18 protein-coding genes are annotated in these 16,865 nt (G+C 56.7%); 5 read left to right on the top strand and 13 right to left on the bottom strand.

Annotation, left to right across the window (positions count from 1 at the left end; translation table 11 throughout):
• Window positions 1-132 precede the first annotated feature (132 nt).
• Entirely contained in the window at window positions 133-612 is a 480-nt protein-coding gene (locus tag ACIF4X_RS00685) for a hypothetical protein (RefSeq protein WP_397480506.1), read from the top strand.
• A gap of 57 nt (window positions 613-669) precedes the next feature.
• Here the strand turns inward: ACIF4X_RS00685 and ispC are convergent, their stop codons facing one another.
• Both ispC and ACIF4X_RS00675 read right to left on the bottom strand, forming a co-directional pair.
• Complete coding sequence (gene ispC / locus ACIF4X_RS00680; RefSeq protein ID WP_397480505.1) at window positions 670-1,893, bottom strand: 1-deoxy-D-xylulose-5-phosphate reductoisomerase; 1,224 nt, start codon at window positions 1,891-1,893, stop codon at window positions 670-672.
• 34 nt (window positions 1,894-1,927) lie between these two features.
• The gene (locus ACIF4X_RS00675; protein WP_397480504.1) at window positions 1,928-2,362 is read right to left on the bottom strand and encodes an AraC family ligand binding domain-containing protein; all 435 of its coding nucleotides are present in this window, start codon (window positions 2,360-2,362) and stop codon (window positions 1,928-1,930) included.
• 69 nt (window positions 2,363-2,431) lie between these two features.
• Here ACIF4X_RS00675 and ACIF4X_RS00670 point away from each other — a divergent pair, with 69 nt between their 5' ends.
• Together ACIF4X_RS00670 and ACIF4X_RS00665 are read left to right on the top strand one after the other, a co-directional pair.
• Complete coding sequence (locus ACIF4X_RS00670) at window positions 2,432-3,370, top strand: AraC family transcriptional regulator (protein WP_397480503.1); 939 nt, start codon at window positions 2,432-2,434, stop codon at window positions 3,368-3,370.
• Complete coding sequence (locus ACIF4X_RS00665; RefSeq protein ID WP_397480502.1) at window positions 3,367-3,783, top strand: DUF6010 family protein; 417 nt, start codon at window positions 3,367-3,369, stop codon at window positions 3,781-3,783. The genes ACIF4X_RS00670 and ACIF4X_RS00665 overlap by 4 nt, the downstream gene beginning before the upstream one ends.
• Here ACIF4X_RS00665 and ACIF4X_RS00660 read toward each other — a convergent pair whose 3' ends face one another.
• Entirely contained in the window at window positions 3,784-4,953 is a 1,170-nt protein-coding gene (locus tag ACIF4X_RS00660) for an MFS transporter (protein ID WP_397480707.1), read from the bottom strand.
• 151 nt (window positions 4,954-5,104) lie between these two features.
• A complete protein-coding gene (locus ACIF4X_RS00655; RefSeq protein ID WP_397480501.1) occupies window positions 5,105-6,130 on the bottom strand; it encodes an NAD(P)-dependent alcohol dehydrogenase in 1,026 nt (341 codons plus the stop codon).
• Window positions 6,131-6,317: 187 nt separating this feature from the next.
• On the opposite strand from ACIF4X_RS00655, the gene ACIF4X_RS00650 reads away from it, so the two are divergent.
• The gene (locus ACIF4X_RS00650; RefSeq protein WP_397480500.1) at window positions 6,318-7,268 is read left to right on the top strand and encodes a LysR family transcriptional regulator; all 951 of its coding nucleotides are present in this window, start codon (window positions 6,318-6,320) and stop codon (window positions 7,266-7,268) included.
• On the opposite strand, the gene ACIF4X_RS00645 is transcribed toward ACIF4X_RS00650, so the two are convergent.
• Window positions 7,233-7,673 carry a carboxymuconolactone decarboxylase family protein gene (locus tag ACIF4X_RS00645; RefSeq protein WP_397480499.1) on the bottom strand — a complete coding sequence of 147 codons (441 nt, stop codon included), beginning with the start codon at window positions 7,671-7,673 and terminating at the stop codon, window positions 7,233-7,235. The genes ACIF4X_RS00650 and ACIF4X_RS00645 overlap by 36 nt on opposite strands.
• Window positions 7,674-7,909: 236 nt before the next feature.
• Between ACIF4X_RS00645 and ACIF4X_RS00640 the strand changes: the two genes are divergently transcribed.
• Window positions 7,910-9,343, top strand: a complete 1,434-nt coding sequence (locus ACIF4X_RS00640) for a PLP-dependent aminotransferase family protein (protein WP_397480498.1) — start codon at window positions 7,910-7,912, stop codon at window positions 9,341-9,343.
• A gap of 6 nt (window positions 9,344-9,349) precedes the next feature.
• On the opposite strand, the gene ACIF4X_RS00635 is transcribed toward ACIF4X_RS00640, so the two are convergent.
• The 8 genes from ACIF4X_RS00635 to ACIF4X_RS00600 all read right to left on the bottom strand — a co-directional run bounded on the left by ACIF4X_RS00635 (window position 9,350) and on the right by ACIF4X_RS00600 (window position 16,829).
• Window positions 9,350-9,862: an MEKHLA domain-containing protein gene (locus ACIF4X_RS00635; protein ID WP_397480497.1), complete on the bottom strand. Its 513-nt coding sequence runs from the start codon at window positions 9,860-9,862 to the stop codon at window positions 9,350-9,352.
• Between the two features lie 22 nt (window positions 9,863-9,884).
• The gene (locus tag ACIF4X_RS00630; RefSeq protein WP_397480496.1) at window positions 9,885-10,307 is read right to left on the bottom strand and encodes a hypothetical protein; all 423 of its coding nucleotides are present in this window, start codon (window positions 10,305-10,307) and stop codon (window positions 9,885-9,887) included.
• A 208-nt stretch (window positions 10,308-10,515) separates the two neighbouring features.
• Complete coding sequence (gene panB, locus ACIF4X_RS00625; RefSeq protein WP_397480495.1) at window positions 10,516-11,337, bottom strand: 3-methyl-2-oxobutanoate hydroxymethyltransferase; 822 nt, start codon at window positions 11,335-11,337, stop codon at window positions 10,516-10,518.
• A gap of 48 nt (window positions 11,338-11,385) precedes the next feature.
• Window positions 11,386-12,012 carry a nitroreductase gene (locus ACIF4X_RS00620; protein WP_397480494.1) on the bottom strand — a complete coding sequence of 209 codons (627 nt, stop codon included), beginning with the start codon at window positions 12,010-12,012 and terminating at the stop codon, window positions 11,386-11,388.
• A gap of 10 nt (window positions 12,013-12,022) precedes the next feature.
• Window positions 12,023-12,913, bottom strand: a complete 891-nt coding sequence (locus ACIF4X_RS00615) for an efflux RND transporter periplasmic adaptor subunit (protein ID WP_397480493.1) — start codon at window positions 12,911-12,913, stop codon at window positions 12,023-12,025.
• A 10-nt stretch (window positions 12,914-12,923) separates the two neighbouring features.
• Window positions 12,924-13,124 (bottom strand): DUF1656 domain-containing protein, encoded by a 201-nt coding sequence (locus tag ACIF4X_RS00610; RefSeq protein ID WP_397480492.1) that lies wholly within the window; start codon window positions 13,122-13,124, stop codon window positions 12,924-12,926.
• The gene (locus ACIF4X_RS00605; protein WP_397480706.1) at window positions 13,114-15,306 is read right to left on the bottom strand and encodes an FUSC family protein; all 2,193 of its coding nucleotides are present in this window, start codon (window positions 15,304-15,306) and stop codon (window positions 13,114-13,116) included. The genes ACIF4X_RS00610 and ACIF4X_RS00605 overlap by 11 nt, the downstream gene beginning before the upstream one ends.
• Window positions 15,303-16,829 (bottom strand): efflux transporter outer membrane subunit, encoded by a 1,527-nt coding sequence (locus ACIF4X_RS00600; protein WP_397480491.1) that lies wholly within the window; start codon window positions 16,827-16,829, stop codon window positions 15,303-15,305. Before ACIF4X_RS00600 ends, ACIF4X_RS00605 begins: the two co-directional genes overlap by 4 nt.
• Between the last annotated feature and the right edge of the window lie 36 nt (window positions 16,830-16,865).

The raw sequence follows: 16,865 nt of genomic DNA, 5'->3' as shown, positions 1-16,865 counted from the left end.
CCATAACTAATTAACAAGGCGTTAACAGCAAGACCCTCTTGCTCAACAACACTAAAAATAAACACAAAAACATTTAAGACTTCTTTGTCACAGCCGAAGCATTAGTACGTCCACTCCTTTTATGGATTCATGATGTCGACCATAAACAGCGCATTCCATGGCAACTTGCCAGCTATTCAGCCTTTGCCTTCCATCACCCCTGAAGTCGACTTTAATACTAGCGACGAAGAAATCGTTGATCCCACTCACTCTGCCGGCAAGCCTCTAGTCGTTACAATATCGGCCGAAGGCAAGGAGAAGTTGGCAGGCGAGCAGAAGAACGCGGACATTGAGGCAACCCACCTTCCGGAAAGCATCAAGAAATATCTGAAAACCATCCGAGAGATCCAGGAGAAGATCGATAAGAAACTTGAGGAATTGCAGGCAGCGATGAGTAATCAATCGCTGAGTGATAAAGACCGTGAGGCAAAGGTTAATAAAATCCAGCTGGAACTGACTATTCTGACCAGCACACTGACGTCAATCACCAACGACTTGAAGCAGAAAGAAGTAGAAACAAAACTTCAAGCCCCGGATTTGAAACTCATTAACGCCTTGATGGCACGCAGATAGCGGATGGCTCAGAGGCGCACAGCGAAAATCCGGCAGCGTCCCGCCCTGAAAAAATGGCTATTTGTCGCGTTCTGCCAACCACCGAATTGAGAGCGAACGTGCCTTTGCGTCTGCCGCCAGTACCGTCTCTAAATCGTTCGCGGCCGTTACCGGCATCTGATCCAGAACGTCACCGATAACCTGTGCAATCTGAGTGAAACCTATGCGTCGGGAAAGAAATGCTTCCACCGCAACTTCATTGGCGGCGTTGAGTGTGGCCGGAGCGGTTCCCCCCCACTGCGCCACTTGCCGAGCAAGCGCCAGGCACGGAAATCTGTTCTCATCGGGTGGCTCGAAGTCCAGGCGAGCCACATCGCAGAGATCCAGAGGCTTGACGCCCGAGTCGATCCTTTCGGGCCACGCGAGCGCATGACTGATCGGTGTACGCATATCGGGATTGCCCAACTGCGCGAGCATCGACCCATCCACATAGTCGACCAGCGAATGGATAACGCTCTGAGGGTGAATCACCACCTCGACCTGATCAGGCGTTGCGTCAAACAGCCAGCAGGCTTCGATCAACTCGAGCCCTTTATTCATCATCGTGGCCGAGTCCACGGAAATTTTGCGTCCCATCGGCCAGGTAGGATGAGCGCAGGCCTGATCGGGGGTGATGTCGTTCATTGCGTTGAGGGGCGTCGAACGAAAGGGGCCACCGGACGCAGTCAGCACTATTCGTCTGACGCCGGCATCCGCCAATGTGCGTGCATGCCCGTCGTGCAAACATTGAAATATCGCGTTGTGCTCGCTATCGATAGGCAGCAATATCGCTGCGCTTCGACGTACTGCCTGCATGAAAAGTGCACCGGACATCACCAGTGCTTCTTTGTTTGCCAGGAGGATTTTCTTTCCTGCGTTCACGGCCGCCAACGTCGGCTTCAAACCTGCCGCTCCGACTATCGCTGAGACGACAGTGTCCACCTGTGGATGAGCAGCAATCGTTTCAAGGCCAGCCTCTGCGACCAACACCAACGTCTCGGTGCCGAACTGAAGCAGGGTGTTTTGCAAGGCGCGCGCATCTTGCTCATGGGTGACAACCGCGTATTGAGGTCGATGAAGCAGACAAAGTTTTGTCAGCAGGCCGATCTGTGTCATGCCGCTCAAGGCAAAGACGCTGTAGCGCTCCGGATGGCGTGAAATGACATCCAGCGTGTTGAGTCCCACTGACCCCGTTGCACCGAGGATGGTGATGTTCTGCGCGCGTTGATTGGAAACGGAAAGTGTCGCGTGGTCGATAGGCATTGGGCCTCTCCAGAACATGTTGGGCATCTGATAATCAAGCGGCTGTTGCGTTAAGTTCGTGAACCAGAAGAGCCGCCAGAGCCTTTTCCCGATCAGTCACCCGACCCGCTCCAGGAGGCACGGCGGTGACCTTGATCAGTTCCAGTAAAAGGGCGGAAACGCTTACGTAACGGCAGTTGGTGGGCAAATATTTTTCCGCCGTGCGATCGATCAGCACCGAATGCATGCGAACAGCATGAACCGTTCGCGTCCAGTGTCGAATACCGGGGCTGACCCACAGCGCCCGCCCCGGAGCGATGGCCCAACGTCGCTGTTCCGTTGCAATCACAACGGCGCCGATTTCCGCGTAAATCAGTTTTCCCTCTTGATGACGATGGGGAGTGAAAAGCTGTGGCTCGCTGTATTCAACGCTGTATCCATGAATCGGATGCGCCTCGATCCAATAAGGCGTGTCAAAGAAAGCACGCAATTGGAGCGACTCCTCAAGGAGGTTGTGCCTGCAAGTATTGGCGGGGCTATCGATGCATCGAGCAGTTGAATGACTCTTGCTGGCGGTCAAACGCGTTTTCCCCTTAACCGAACATTGAAGATCAGCGTAAGCTACCGCCTTATCGATGCATTGACAAAAAGTATAGCCAAGATGCCAATCTCATCCCTATCAGCCCATTTGCAACAGCTTGAAGGTGCCGTTCAGACACTTTCACATCGCTATGAAGCCGGCAGCCAACTTGAGCTTCATACCCATGATCAAACCCAGTTGCTGTTTGCGACTCAAGGTCTGATGGAAGTCACCACCCCCGTCGGGCGATGGCTGGTGCCGCCACAACGCGCGGTATGGCTGCCCGCTTCTGTGCCCCATTCGATCCTGATGTTGACTGAGGTCGAAATGCGCACGCTGTACATCGAAACCACCTGGATCCAGACACACTCGCAAGCGCCGAATCTTCAAAACGAGTTTGTCGTTTCTGTCGGGCCACTGTTGCGCGGACTGGTGCTGACGTTGTTTAACCGCGTTGCTCACCCGCAGAGAGTTGAACTCGCCGCGAAACTGGTGCTGTACGAGTTGTCCGAGGCCTCGGACTCAACCACCTTCATCCCGATGCCAAGTGATGCCCGGGCACGAAAGATTGCTGACCTGGCGATAAGGGATCCACAAGGCCTGCGCAGTTTTGAAGATCTTGCTTACGAGGCCGGCGTGTCACAACGTACCGCGGCGCGGCTTTTTTCAGCGCAAACGCAACTGACATTCAAGAAGTGGCGTCAACGTGCAAGGATCATGGCCGCGATCAATGCATTGAGTCGCGACGGCGTTCGCATCAAGCAAATAGGCCTGCAACTGGGGTTCTCAAGCACCGCCTCGTTCACGGCGTCCTTCCATGAAGTCATGGGCGTTACGCCAGGCCAATTCCTGGATCAACTGGAAGGCCCGAAAAACTTACTCGAACACGCGACAAGCAATGAGGGAAGCCACGCATGATTGAAGCCATGGCCGGAGTTCTCGTCGCGATTGTCGCGGTAGCGCTGGCGAAAAAACTCAAGGGGGAGCGCTGGATGTATTCGGCAAGCCTGCTGGCCTTGCCGAGTATCTACTGCGTGTTTGCCTGGTGGGCGGGTGAGCGCTCCGTGGGCGCGAACGAGTTGCTGGTCGGCATCCCGTTTTTCATGGCAGGGCTCCTTTTTACTTTTGTTCGCCCTCGTTGCTCAGTTGGCATCGTGGGCGTCCTCTGGCTCCTGCACGCTCTTTACGACCTGACTCACCCGCTGTTTTTCATCAACCCCGGCGCGCCGGACTGGTACCCGATGTTTTGTGCAAGCGTGGATTTTGTCATCGGGATCTATCTGTTGTGCGGGTACATCCGTGCGGCGAGAGCAGACCTTCGTGTGACTTGATCAGCCTGCCTCGGCCGCTGCCTGACCACCCTCCTCGGCCGACGCGCCATAAAATATCGCCTTCAGCGCGATCACTGCCAATGCCAGCACGGCGAACAACAACCCACACCAAATCGCACCGGTCATGCCGAATGTATTGATAAACAATCCGCCAGCCGACGAGCCGAACACTACACCGGCATTGGCGGATGAAACGTAGAGGCTGGTGGCAAATTCATGCGCGTCGGGCGCTGCAGAGGTCAGCCACATCTGCGTGATCACCAGGCCGCTGGTGTGAGCTGCGCCCCAGATGAGCACGATTATTGTCATCAAGGTGACCGAGCCACTGACGAAGGCCAGCAGAATCAGGTACGCCGCTGCCAGCACGATGGGATAAACAATGGCCGTGGCCACCAGATGTCTACCGAGCAAACGTCCCACAATCAAATTCGCGGTCACCCCGCCCATACCGAAAATCACCAGCATTACACTGATGGTCTGCCCATCCATACCCGTTTGAGTCTTCAGATATTGCGCAGCGTAACTGTAAACCGAAAACATCGCGGCAAAGACCAACACGGTCGCTCCGATGGCCAGCCACATTGGCGGACTGCGCAACACCGCCAATTGCTTGCCAAAGGTGATCGGAGCGGTGCTTACGTGACGCGGTAGTTTCAACAACAGTCCCAGGCCGGCCAGTGCGGTGGCGATAGCACAGAAGAAAAAAGAGGCTTGATAGGAGATGCTTGCAGCCACCCAGGTTGTCAGCGGCACACCGACCACCAGGCCCAAGGTCGTACCCACCACAGCCAATGCCGTTGCATGCCCCGCACGCTCTTTTGGATAAAGCGAGACTGCGGTGGAAAATGCAGCTGCGAAAAATACCGGGTGAAGCATGGCAGGGACGATGCGCAGCACCATCAACGTGGCGAAGTTGGGGGCGAACGCCGACAGTACGCTGCAAATGGAAAACCCGAACAATGCCACGATCAGGACATTCTTGCGCTCGAATCGAGAAGACAGCAGGACCAGAAAAGGCCCCAGCGCTGCCACGATCAGGGCGAAGAGCCCCATCAACAGCCCCGCTTGCGACACACTGACATCAAATCGCGAAACGATCATCGGCAAGATGCCGACGACCCCGAACTCCAGCGTGTAGAGGCCGAACAAACCGAGAATGATGTAGGGCATGGATTTGCCTGACGCGGTTACGTGACTCATGACGGCCTCCCGAGTTCCAGGGTCAGCTTTCCTGGCTGAAGGGCCCGCGCAAAGCCACGATGATTTGCCAGGCTTTGCGGTAACAGGTCTGTGCTCTCCCCTGCGCCAAGGTCATGGCCAGTCATCGGTGCCCCACCTCGATGACGATTTTCCCGAAGGCTCCGCGATTGAGGTGCGCAAAGGCTTGTGGGGCTTGGGCGAAGGAATAGGTGTGATCGATGACAGGCTTGATCAAGTGCTGATCAATCATTCGCACCAGATCCTCAAGTGCTCGACGCGGACCGACTGAAATGCCGGTAATCGATGCTCGGCTTCCCAGCAAAGTCATGATCGGCGCGGCGAACTCTGCGGACTCAAGAAGCCCGATGACGGAAATTCTGCCGCCATTGGCGATCGCCTCGAGTGAACGCCGCACGTTCTCTCCGCCGGCCATTTCCAGAATGTGATCGGCGCCCCTGCCATCGGTGATCTCAAGGACCGCCGATTGCCATTCCGGCACCCGGCTACGGTTGATCCCATGGCGGGCACCCAATTTGATGGCGCGGTCGATTTTTTCGTCGCTGCTGCTTGTGACAATGACTGTCGCGCCACACGCAGCCGCCAGTTGCACGGCAAACAACGAGACCCCACCGGTGCCTTGGACGACCACCGTCTGACCGGCGTGCACATGGCCCAATTCAATGAGCGCCATCCACGCGGTCAGCGCGGCAATCGGCAGCGTACTGGCTTGCGCCGGTGTCAACGAACCGGGGGCGCGCACGCACCACTCGGCAGGCGTGCTCACGTACTCGGCCAGCATCCCGGGAATCGGCCCGCCCTGCGTCGGCGCCATTGCCCAGGACAGCGGCGCGCCGTCGACCCATCCGGTAATGCAAATCGAAATGACCCGTTCCCCCACCGTAAAACGGGTGACACCTTCACCCACCGCGACGATTGTTCCAGCCATGTCGGAAGCGGGAGTAAATGGAAACGTCAACGGAACGCCCATGCCGTTTTCAGCGACTTCCCCGTCGCGATAGTTCAACGACACGGCCTCGACTTTGACCAGCACCTCTCCCGGTTTGGGCACTGGCAGCGGTACCGCTGCGAGCATCAGATTTTCCAGGCCAAGAGAAGGGATTTCCCAACGTTTGATCATGTGGGTCATGGGTGTTTCCTCGGTAAAACAACGTACCGAAAGGATATGAGAGCCCCTGCCGCAGATTAAGTAGGCCGCACTTCCGTTATGTGCGGAAGCCCAGTTCCGTAATGAACGCCTGCCTGCGCAAATTCGGCTAAGGTGGCGAGGTTACAGCGAACAGGGAACCACCCTTTGCGCACTCTGGAGCCCTGCGATGGAAAGTCTCAACACCTTGAATGTCTTCGTGCAGGTCGCGGACACGCGCAGTTTTGTCGCTGCCGGTCGCCTGCTTGGCGTGTCGGCCTCGGCGGTCGGTAAAAGTATTGTGCGCATTGAAGAACGCCTCGGTGTGCGTCTGTTTCATCGCAGCACTCGCAGCATCACGCTGACGGCCGAGGGCGAGCTTTTCCTCGAACGCTGTCGACGAATACTGGCAGAGCTGGAAGCTGCCGAGGCGGAGTTGACGCAGACAGTTCTTACGCCCCGAGGGCGGCTCAAAGTCAGCTTGCCGCTGGTAGGCGAGCCGTTTCTCCCGGTGATGGCGCAGTTCAAAAAAACCTATCCCGATGTCGACCTCGACTTGACATTTTCCGATCGCCGAGTGGATGTAGTCGAAGAAGGCTACGACGCCGTCGTCCGCAGTGGTGACTCACCGGACTCTCGCCTGACATCACGGCGGCTCGGAAGCTACCGAATGATCCTGGTGGGCTCGCCTGAATATTTTGCCGTGCGCGGTGTTCCACAACAGCCCAGCGAACTTGCGCAACACGCCTGCATCCAGTTTCGCTTTCCCAACACGGGAAAACTGCAAAGCTGGCCAGTGAAATTGAACGATGGGGACACTGAACCGAGCCTCCCCACGTCAATGGTCTGCAACAACCTGGAAGCGCGGATCTGTTTCGCCCTGCAAGGCATCGGCATTGCCTACTTGCCTGACTTCGCCATCAAGGAATGGCTTGACTGCGCCAAGCTTGTCCCTGTGCTGGAGGACTGCTCAGAAGAAGGGGTATTCCAGATCATGTGGCCGTCGGGGAGACAGCCGGCCCCAAAACTGCGGGTGTTTATCGACTTCCTGAAGCAGCATCTGTTTACCCCCGCGCAGGGACGCGACAGCGCGCGGGACGATCGTTCAGAGGCTGGGCTTTTGCTGGAAACTCACGGCTAAGCGATTCCAGCTGTTGATGGTGGCAATTACCACCGTCAGGTCAACCATTTCAGTTTCATTGAACTGTCCCTTCAACTGTTCCCAGATGTCGTCCGGCACATGACTCTGGGGCAGCAACGTGACGGCTTCGGTCCAGGCCAATGCGGCCCTTTCACGATGGCTGAAAAAGAGGCTGTCACGCCACACGACAAGGGCATACAAACGTCGATCCGTTTCACCCGACCGCCGTGCATCGATGGTATGCATGTCCGTGCAAAAAGCACAGCCATTGAGTTGTGAAGCAAACACCTTGACCAGATTAAGCAGTGTCGGTTCGAGGCTCAGGTCGTTGCTCAATGCCTCCATCGCCATCATTGCTTTCATGGCCTTGGGGGACGCGGCGTAGTAATCCAGACGAGCATTCATGATCAATCTCCAGGCGGCTGATTTATAGTTTTTGTGATGCCAGCCTAACCAGCACAAAGCACTTCAACTACCTCCAATCATGGCTTTTTAAGGAAGGCCATCCACCTGTCGAGCATCAATCGGCCCAGGCCAATTTCATCAATTAACGGCACGCCACTTTTCCGGCACAAGCAGTGCGGTAATCTTGGCCGTCTTGATAAACGTTCACCTGCCTACTGTTCCAGGAGCGACACCCGATGGAATTTCATATCGTCATCAATGGCAATAAGAATCTGGCGGGACAGCTTTTCGACCAGTTATACAACGCCATCGAATCTGGCCAACTGGCCCCCGGAACCCAATTGCCTCCCAGCCGGTTGCTTGCACAGCAATTGGGCATTTCGCGCAAAACCATTTCTGATACCTATGCCCAACTCACTTATGAAAACCTGCTCGCGGGCAAAGTCGGCAAAGGGACTTACGTCAATGGCCGTCCCACCAAAGCCATCATAAAAAAGCCCGCGCTGCAGCTGGCCAGCGCCAACAGCCTCGAAGGTTGGGAGGCAATGCCGACGTTTTTAAGGCATCCGGAACTGGACGGCGCTTTACGTTACGAATTCATCGGCGGCGCAACCAGCCAAGGCCTGTTCCCGCAAGATGAATGGCGCCGTTGTTCGTCGAACGCTCTGCGACAGATTTCGCAGTCGAAGGGCCTGTACGGTTCCCCGGAGGGGCTGCCAGCATTGCGAAATGCTATTGCGCGACACATTGCTTTCTCCCGCGGCGTCAACTGCCAGGACAGTGAAGTGGTGGTGTGTAACGGCGCGCAACAAGCACTGGATCTGATATCCCGAGTGCTGACGCGTGATGGAGGCACCATCGCCATGGAAGACCCCGGGTACCCGCCAGCGCGAATGCTGTTTCGCTCGCACGGTGTTCATGTCGTAGGCGTTCCGCTGGATGAGGAAGGCATACAAGTTGACTTGATCCCCGACGGCACTCGCCTGATCTACGTGACGCCCTCCCACCAGTTTCCACTCGGTATGCCGATGAGCACGGCTCGCCGTCAGGCGTTGTTGGATAGGGCCAAGGCGCTGGGTGCAATTATCATTGAGGACGATTACGACAGCGAGTTTCGCTACGAGGGAAGGCCCACCGACTCATTGCACAGCATGGACACCGACGGCATCGTTGCCTACGTCGGGACATTCTCGAAAACGTTGCTGCCGCAGTTAAGACTGGGTTATATGATCCTGCCCCCAACGATTCTGGAAGCGGTGATCAGGGCTAAACAACTAACCGATCTGCACACCTCGACACTGCCCCAGTGGACATTGGCAAAATTCATCGCCGAAGGCTGTCTGCTCAAACATATCCGCCGTTGTCACAGCATTTACGCCGCCCGGCGAGAGCGCATTCTGGAGCGGGTGAACGACGATCTGTCGCCCTGGTTTGAAGCAATACCCAGTACGGCCGGCTTTCACATGACCTTGTTGTGCAAGGTACCGACCGACATTGAGCTATTGATCGAATTGGCGAAGAAAGTCGAGGTGGGCCTCTATTCCATCGCCGGTTTTTTCGACTCGCAGCCCGCCAGGCAAGGCTTGTTCATGGGATTCGGTGCCATTGAAACGCTGGATATCGACATCGCCCTGAACCGTGTGCGAGACATCCTTGCGCAGATAGGCTGATGACACTTATGCCACTGCCGCGCTGTTTTCCTGAGGTTCGAACCTGTCGACAGGGGCCGCTTCTGGCCAGAACAATGCGGCTTGCCCTATTCGTATGCCCGCCTCGTTCAGGACTTCCCAGACAATACCGTCATGAATCATGAACGCAGCACCCTGTCGATCGACGCGGTAGCCGCAATATCCGGAAGCGATGCCCTTGTCCGATACAACTTCAAGCAGCGCCTGGCGCGCCAGCCTGTCGAGGCTCGAAGCACTGAACCGTGAGGGCATGGCGTAGAAAATTTCCCGACTGTATTTGAAACACGCCAAGGCACATTCATTGGCATAGACGAAGCACGGGTCATCGAGATCGTTATGCGACAGCACGCTATAAGGCGCTTGATGGTGTATCCACTCCTCTCGTGAGCCAGGGTGCGGCACAGGGCACGGAAGCCCCTCACCGGTCCAATGGCGGTAAGACTCATCCAACTGTCGAATGAGCGTATCGGGGGTTTGATGACGCTCTTGAGTGCGCTTCATGAATCGTTGTGCTCCAGCCGTATCATTTGATGAGTGGATGACGCCATGCCCAAGCGGTCAGGCCCAGGGCGATCAGCGCCGGAAGTGTCACCGCCGGAAAATCACCGATGAGCGTTTCGAAACCGCACAACCCCGCCATCACTTCCCATACGTGAAAAACCGCATGACCGCTCAGCCATAGCGCGGTCGCGCCCCACAACATCACGCTGTGTTCACGACGCACCGCGCCGGCCAGCAACGCGGTGCCAATGATCATGTAGAGAATTGCAATGTCGCGAATGAAGTGCTGATTGAACGCGCCAGTCCTGGCCACACCCGGCACCGCCGTGTACCAGAGCGCTGGATTGATCAGCATGAACACACCGTTGGCGAACATGCTGATGCTCAACAAACCGGCGACCGACAACACTGCTGTGGTCGCGAGACTTACAGTGGGTTTACTCATAGCGCTGCAGACTCCCAATTGCATTGAGCAGTCAAATTTCACTGCGAAACACAAGACAAAGGTGGTCGATGAATTCGCCACGTGAGGCCAAACTATCCGACAACCTGGCAATCGCCCACCGCCAATCCGGGCTATTTTTGGTAGCCCAATCAGGCAGAAAAACAGCTGTGACGAAGCCGCGGCCGGGGCAGCAAGGCGCTGATTTGAATTACGCTTTGCGCGCGGTATAGATTTCCGAGCTATTCGGGAAATCAGCACTTTTGACGTCCATCGCGTACGCGGCCACCGACGCCTCGATCAGGGTGTGGAGATTGGCGTATCGACGAACGAACCTTGGCGTCCACGCAAAACCGCCCAGCATGTCGTCGACTACCAGAATCTGTCCGTCGCACGCACTCGAGGCGCCGATGCCAATGGTGGGAACGGCAATCGCCCGGGTGATGTCGTCCGCAAGCTGCGCAACGACGCCTTCCACCACAATCGCAAATGCACCGGCCGCACTCACTTGCCGTGCGTCATTGAGAATTCGTTGGTGTTCATCGGCGGTGTGTCCCTTGGTCTTGAAACCACCGTCGGTATTGACGGCCTGTGGCCTCAGGCCGACGTGGCCAACAACGGGAATGCCGCGCTGCACCAGAAACGCGACAGTCTCGGCGATCCCTTCGCAGGCTTCGATTTTTACGGCCTGACAACCGGTTTGCTGCATCACTCTCACCGCTGATGCGTAAGCATGCGCCGGGCTGCTCTCATAGCTGCCGAAAGGCAAATCAATCACCACCAAGGCGCGCTCCGAGCCTCGCATCACTGCCTGGCCATGCATGATCATCATCTCCAGAGTGACGCCGATCGTACTTGGCAAGCCATGCACCACCATGCCCACGGAATCACCTACCAGAATCAGATCGACATGCGCATCCAGCAGCGCCGCCATTGGCGCACTGTAGGCCGTCAGGCAGACAATTTTTTCTTTACCCTTGCGGCTGATAATTTGCGGGACGGACAAGCGAGATGAACGTGTGCGAAGCGACATAAGGTTCCTTGACGCATTGAGGTTTATGGGCACCTGAACTTGTAGGCTTTACGCTTCAATCGACGCAGGCCTCGGCTCTTCCAGCAGCGGCCCAACCCAGTTTGCAACGCAGGTCTTTGCGCTGGGGCGCTGTTTGCGACGAGGAATCCTGGTCGGGGTACCGACATAGATGAACCCCAGCAGTCGGTGGTTCTCCTGCGAAAGTCCCAAAGCACGGCGCACATGCGCATCGTAGGTATTTTCGCCCGAAGCCCAGTAGGCGCCGTATCCGAGGATATGCAGCGCGTTCAGAATGTTCATTGCCGCGGCACCTACCGAGAGCATTTGCTCGATTTCGGGTACCTTGCTGGACAACGATATCTGCGCTCCGATGGCTATCAACATCGGCGCCGCCGTCGCCTGTAGCCTTGATGCTTTGCCGAGATCCTGTGCATTACGTTTCACGGCGGCGGCGGCAAATATTTCGCCGAGCTCGTGAGTGGCGGGCTCCTTGATCGTGATAAACCGCCACGGTTGCAGGTTCGAATGATCCGGCGCGCGGATCGCCGCCTCGAAGACCAGATCCAGCTCTGCCGCCTCCGGGACCGGCAGCCCCAGAGGCCACTGCGATTGGCGGCTCATCAGCAGCGCCAACAGTTCGCCCTGGCTTAACATTGAAACAGCGGAAAACTCCATAAGAACTCCTTTATTCCGGCAGCGGTGTGGGTTGATCCACCGATTTCTGTTGAGGCTTGACTATGACGGTGCAAGTGATGCCGGCCGCCAGCACCACGCCGTCCGGTACGTGATCCAAATGGATACGCACCGGAACACGCTGGGCCAGGCGGACCCAGTTGAAGGTCGGATTGACGTCGGCAATCAGATCCCTGCTCTGCGGGTTGTCCCGGTCATAAATTCCCCGGGCAATACTTTCGACATGACCCTTGAGCCGCTCACCGCTCATCAACTGCATGTCGGTGGTATCACCGATGCGGATACGGGGCAGTTTAGTTTCTTCGAAAAAGCCGTAGACCCAGAAGGAGTGCAGATCAACCACGGCCATTTTCGATTCGCCCATCCTGGCGTAATCGCCACGATGAACGTTCAGATTGGTGACATAACCGTCGACGGCCGACAGCACACGGGTGCGTTCGAGATTGAGCTCAGCGGCCTCGAGCTGAGCTTGTGCCAGTTGATAATCAGCCATGGCAGCGCCGGCAATGTTGCTGGCGTCTTCGCGGTTTTCACTGGAAATGACCAGGTTGTCCATGTCGGCACGTCGCTTGGCATTGAGCCTGCGCATGTCCCATGTCGCCTTGCGTGAAGCAACCAATGCCTGCGCTTGCTTGACGGCCAATTGATAATGTTCGGGGTCAATTTGCAGGAGCAAATCACCTTTCTTGACCAATTGGTTGTCGCGAACGGGCACCGCCACCACGACACCGGCAACATCGGCGGCAACATTGATCACATCCGCCCTCACCCGGCCATCGCGTGTCCAGGGTGTGTCCATGTAATTGATCCAGAGAATGCGACCAATCCACAGCGCCAATGCCAGTACCAGCAATGTCGCGATCAAACTGAAAAGCTTTTTCATCCAGGGGCTCTCAACGGTAAACAGTTAACGCCAACGCGCCAAAAATGCAGGCAAAGACGCTGAGTCGAAGCAGCGCCGGATGCCAGAAATATCGATACAGGTCGACGCCGCTAAACAACGTACCCAGCGCCCACGCCAATACCGCAGCGATAAAAAACATCAACGTCATGGTGGGCATGTAAACGCCGTGGAAAGCGATTTCACGGTACATGATTCACTCCTGGCTCTCGGCGACAGGCGTAGTTAGAAAGAGGCGATTGAGGGTCGAGCAGTGACGTGCGAATGAAGTGCAGATAGCTCCCGACCCGTCGAAGCACCGACGTGTCGAAATGGCCAGCGAAGGGCTCTTCAGTGCTCTGCGCGCAATCGATGGCATGTTCAACGGCAGCAAGAGCGCGGCTGAAATTACCCTGCACCGGCTTGAGGAACAGGCGGATCAAGGAGCGTCCCAAGGCCCGGATCGCCTGACGCCAGGGTTGCGAATCGGCATAACACGGATGAATGGGGAGCACGGCTTGCTCACGCCGCAATTCGATGATGGCGTGACCGACTTCCTGTACCAGGAACATCCATCGCAATAACCTTCGCTGTACCTGAGGTTTGCCTGCCGCCAGCCCATAAGCCTGATTCAACAAATCCCGACAGCGGCTTTCAAAACCGGAACCAAGCGCCTTCAAGGGTGCGTTGATGGCGAACGCGACCTGACGTCGCAGGTCATGCTCAAGCCTGCGCAACAACCATCGGCTGTTGGGGGGCAGAATGATTGCGCCCGCCGCCGCGCACACCAACATGCCAAACACCATGGCGATGTAGTCATTGATCAGGCCGTAAGGGTTGTAGCTGGTCATGTTGTTGGGGATCGAACTGGTCCCGAAGAACACCAGCATGCCCAGCCCGTATCCCGCCCACAGGGGACGGACCAGCCAGTAGGAGCCCAGTACGATCACCGGTGAAATGACCAGGCATAACAATGCGAAACCATCGATGAGCGGGTACACGAAAAACACCTCGAACACCCCGACCACCGCCGCCAGCAAGGTCCCGCAGGCAATCTGAAAAGACATCCGCTTGGGGTTTGTGGAGAACGCCGACAACCCGACCGTCAGAGCCGATACCAACGTCATCGCCGCGCCACTGGGCCATGTCGTGAAAATCCACAACGTACTCAAAACCAACAGCACAAACGCCGAGCGCACACCGGCCGCGAGGGCCGCTATCCAGTTGGTTTGTGGCATGAATGGCTCGTCCCACTGCTCCCTCGCATGGTTGTGATCGGCCAGCGAGGCATGGGTCAATGCATAGCTGTGAAGCTCATCGACCAAGCGATGCAACAGTTCATACGCGGTATGGAAGTCGAGCAAATCCTCCGCGCCGGGGTTGGTCACTATGAATGCCGAGCGCAGACGCCGTACTTGTGCAGGCAACGCTTGCTTGCAAGTGTCCATTCTCAACGCCAGCGACTCGGCATCTGCAGGTGTCAGTGAGTGCCCCGCGAATGGCTCCAGCGCGTCAGCCAAGCCACGCAGTCCTGGATCAATGGCCAGGGCAACCGATTCGCCACCGCGATGAAGAACGCGCTCAAGCAATTGATGCAACGCATTGAAGCGTGTCGTGATCGCCATGAACTCGCTGTTCAGGCGGTTCAGGCGACCATTGCGCCGGCGCATGTGTGGGTCTTCGAAAATGGTGATACTGCGCAAAACCTCCAGACTGACCGACTCTGCGATAAACCGGACGTTGCCACTTTCAAAGGTTTGTTGATCGATGGTTCTGCGAATGCCGGCGACGACAAACGCAGAGAAATTCCCGAACCGTTGATACAGCGTATTGCGCATGCTGGCGCTCGCCGAACGCGGTAACAGCGTGGCACTGACCACGGTGGCGCAAATAATCCCCAGCGTGATCTCCAGTACTCGCCACGCAGCCGCCATGAAAACATCCTCGGGATGAGCAACCACCGGCAAGCCAACCATCACGGCGGTGTATCCGGCGAGTACAAAACCGTACGCCTTGAAGTTGCGATTTCGCGCTGCCCCGGTCGAACAAATGCATACCCAGATGGCTAACCCGGCCAGAAACAATTCTGTTTCCTGCGCAGCCATGGCCATCAGCAACACCATGAATGCCGAGCCAACCAGGGTACCGATAAACCGGTAGATACTTTTGACCAGGACATGACCGCTTTGCGGTTGCATGACGATAAAAACGGTGGTGATGGCGGTGCTGGGTTGCGGCAACTCCAGCCGCATGGCAAGCCACAGCGTCAGGAACGAGGCCACCAGGACCTTGAATAAATAGAGGCAGGTAACCCCTTCGTTGCTGAGCCACTCGGCGAAGTTTCGGCGAGTCTCCAACGACGCGAACTGCCGTTTGAGTGCAAGCAACGCGGTCATGGCCGGCTCATCCATTGATCAAGGCCGCGCAGCACGGGCCCGGGTTTGCGAGGGTTCAGCGTTTGCTCGGCGGGGCTGTCGACAGGCGTGTTAACCCCTCCTCCCAACGCCACGACCAAGGCTGCGTGCACCGTCAAACGTTCAGCCTGGATTTTTTGCTGGATTTTCTCTTGATGAAACAACGCGGTCTGCGCGTTGAGTACATTCAAATAGTCGGTCAGGCCGCGTGCGTACGCCGTTATTGCAATGTCGTAACTGCGTTTGGCAGAAGCCACCGATTGCGCAACGAACACTTGTTGGCGATCCATCGAGGCTCGACGTACCAACTGGTCGGAAATGTCAGTGAGTGCGTTGATCAGCGTCTGGTTGTAATGCGCAACGGCGACGTCGTATCCCGCCGAGGCTTCGCCGAGCTCCGAACGCAGACGACCGCCATCAAAAATCGGCAGCGAAATCGCGGCACCGGCGTTGTAGTTGATTTTCCGACGGGCGAAGAACTCGAGTATGCCGCCACCACTGGCGATGTAGCCAAGACCACCGACGAGATCGACGTTAGGGTAGAAAGCGGCATGCGCCACATCCACACCTCGCGCATTGGCTGAAACCCGCCACCGACTGGCGACGACATCGGGACGGTGACCGATCAATTCGCTGGGCAGCACAGACGGTAACGTCATCGCGCGTTGCAGCGACAGAACAGGTCGATGGAGCGCGGCACCGGCACCCGGCCCTTTACCCGCCAGCATTGCAAGTTGATTGCGGCTAAGTGCAATCGCCTCTTCCAGCGAGTCGATTTGACGCTGTGATTCAGCCAAGGGGGTTTGCGCCTGACTGATTTCGAAATGAGTGCCGATTCCGCCTTCGAGTCGACGTTGCGCCAGCTCCAGGATCTGTGATTGCTGCGCGAAAACCTCGTGAGCAATATCCAACTGTGCAAAATTTAGGGAAAACTGGATGTAGGCCCGCAACACATTGTTCTGCAGTTCCAGTTGTGCCTGACGTGCCTGGGCTGCGCTCATGTGAGCGCTGTCGAGCATTTCTTCAGTCCGGCTGCTGTCCCGTCCCCACATATCCAGCGGGTAAGAAAGCCCAAGCGCAGAATTGTTGTCCCACGTACTTTTGTCGGACAGATCACCTGGCCCATAAAACGGATCGGCGGGCCAGTGATGCCGTTTGATGGAAGCATTGCCATCAATGCGCAAGGATTCGGCAGACTCGGCAATCCCGGCCATCGCCTTGGCCTGACGAACCCGGGCGGAGGCGATCGCCAGGCTCGGGCTGTCCTTGAGAGCGAGTTCGAGCCACTGATCGAGTTGTTCATCACCGTAGTCCCGCCACCACTGAAAAGACGGCCAACCGGCTTCCTTGGCAGCCTGCGCAATCGCGTCGCCAGAATCCAGATCACTGGCGTGAAGCGTTTGTTGTTGAGGCGCAATACCCTGGGTTGCGATGCAGCCGCTCGTAGCCAAACCTAACCAGAACATGCATTGAAACTTTAAACTTTGGCTGAAAAATCGCGGCACCGTAAATCACTCCCGTCTTGAGTAGTGCTGAGGGCC

Source organism: Pseudomonas sp. NPDC085632 (genome assembly GCF_044541255.1).
Lineage (GTDB): Bacteria > Pseudomonadota > Gammaproteobacteria > Pseudomonadales > Pseudomonadaceae > Aquipseudomonas.
Note: the sequence above shows the minus strand (reverse complement) of the source record. Positions and strands in the feature narration are given on the sequence as shown.

Coding starts and splice junctions, on each gene's coding strand:
- ACIF4X_RS00615 (WP_397480493.1), bottom strand. CDS start 12,913: ATGAAAAAGCTTTTCAGTTTGATCGCGACATTGCTGGTACTGGCATTG.
- ACIF4X_RS00670 (WP_397480503.1), top strand. CDS start 2,432: ATGACTCTTGCTGGCGGTCAAACGCGTTTTCCCCTTAACCGAACATTG.
- ACIF4X_RS00665 (WP_397480502.1), top strand. CDS start 3,367: ATGATTGAAGCCATGGCCGGAGTTCTCGTCGCGATTGTCGCGGTAGCG.
- ACIF4X_RS00640 (WP_397480498.1), top strand. CDS start 7,910: ATGGAATTTCATATCGTCATCAATGGCAATAAGAATCTGGCGGGACAG.
- ACIF4X_RS00635 (WP_397480497.1), bottom strand. CDS start 9,862: ATGAAGCGCACTCAAGAGCGTCATCAAACCCCCGATACGCTCATTCGA.
- panB (WP_397480495.1), bottom strand. CDS start 11,337: ATGTCGCTTCGCACACGTTCATCTCGCTTGTCCGTCCCGCAAATTATC.
- ispC (WP_397480505.1), bottom strand. CDS start 1,893: ATGCCTATCGACCACGCGACACTTTCCGTTTCCAATCAACGCGCGCAG.
- ACIF4X_RS00645 (WP_397480499.1), bottom strand. CDS start 7,673: ATGAATGCTCGTCTGGATTACTACGCCGCGTCCCCCAAGGCCATGAAA.
- ACIF4X_RS00655 (WP_397480501.1), bottom strand. CDS start 6,130: ATGACCCACATGATCAAACGTTGGGAAATCCCTTCTCTTGGCCTGGAA.
- ACIF4X_RS00630 (WP_397480496.1), bottom strand. CDS start 10,307: ATGAGTAAACCCACTGTAAGTCTCGCGACCACAGCAGTGTTGTCGGTC.
- ACIF4X_RS00685 (WP_397480506.1), top strand. CDS start 133: ATGTCGACCATAAACAGCGCATTCCATGGCAACTTGCCAGCTATTCAG.
- ACIF4X_RS00650 (WP_397480500.1), top strand. CDS start 6,318: ATGGAAAGTCTCAACACCTTGAATGTCTTCGTGCAGGTCGCGGACACG.
- ACIF4X_RS00605 (WP_397480706.1), bottom strand. CDS start 15,306: ATGACCGCGTTGCTTGCACTCAAACGGCAGTTCGCGTCGTTGGAGACT.
- ACIF4X_RS00660 (WP_397480707.1), bottom strand. CDS start 4,953: ATGCCCTACATCATTCTCGGTTTGTTCGGCCTCTACACGCTGGAGTTC.
- ACIF4X_RS00620 (WP_397480494.1), bottom strand. CDS start 12,012: ATGGAGTTTTCCGCTGTTTCAATGTTAAGCCAGGGCGAACTGTTGGCG.
- ACIF4X_RS00610 (WP_397480492.1), bottom strand. CDS start 13,124: ATGTACCGTGAAATCGCTTTCCACGGCGTTTACATGCCCACCATGACG.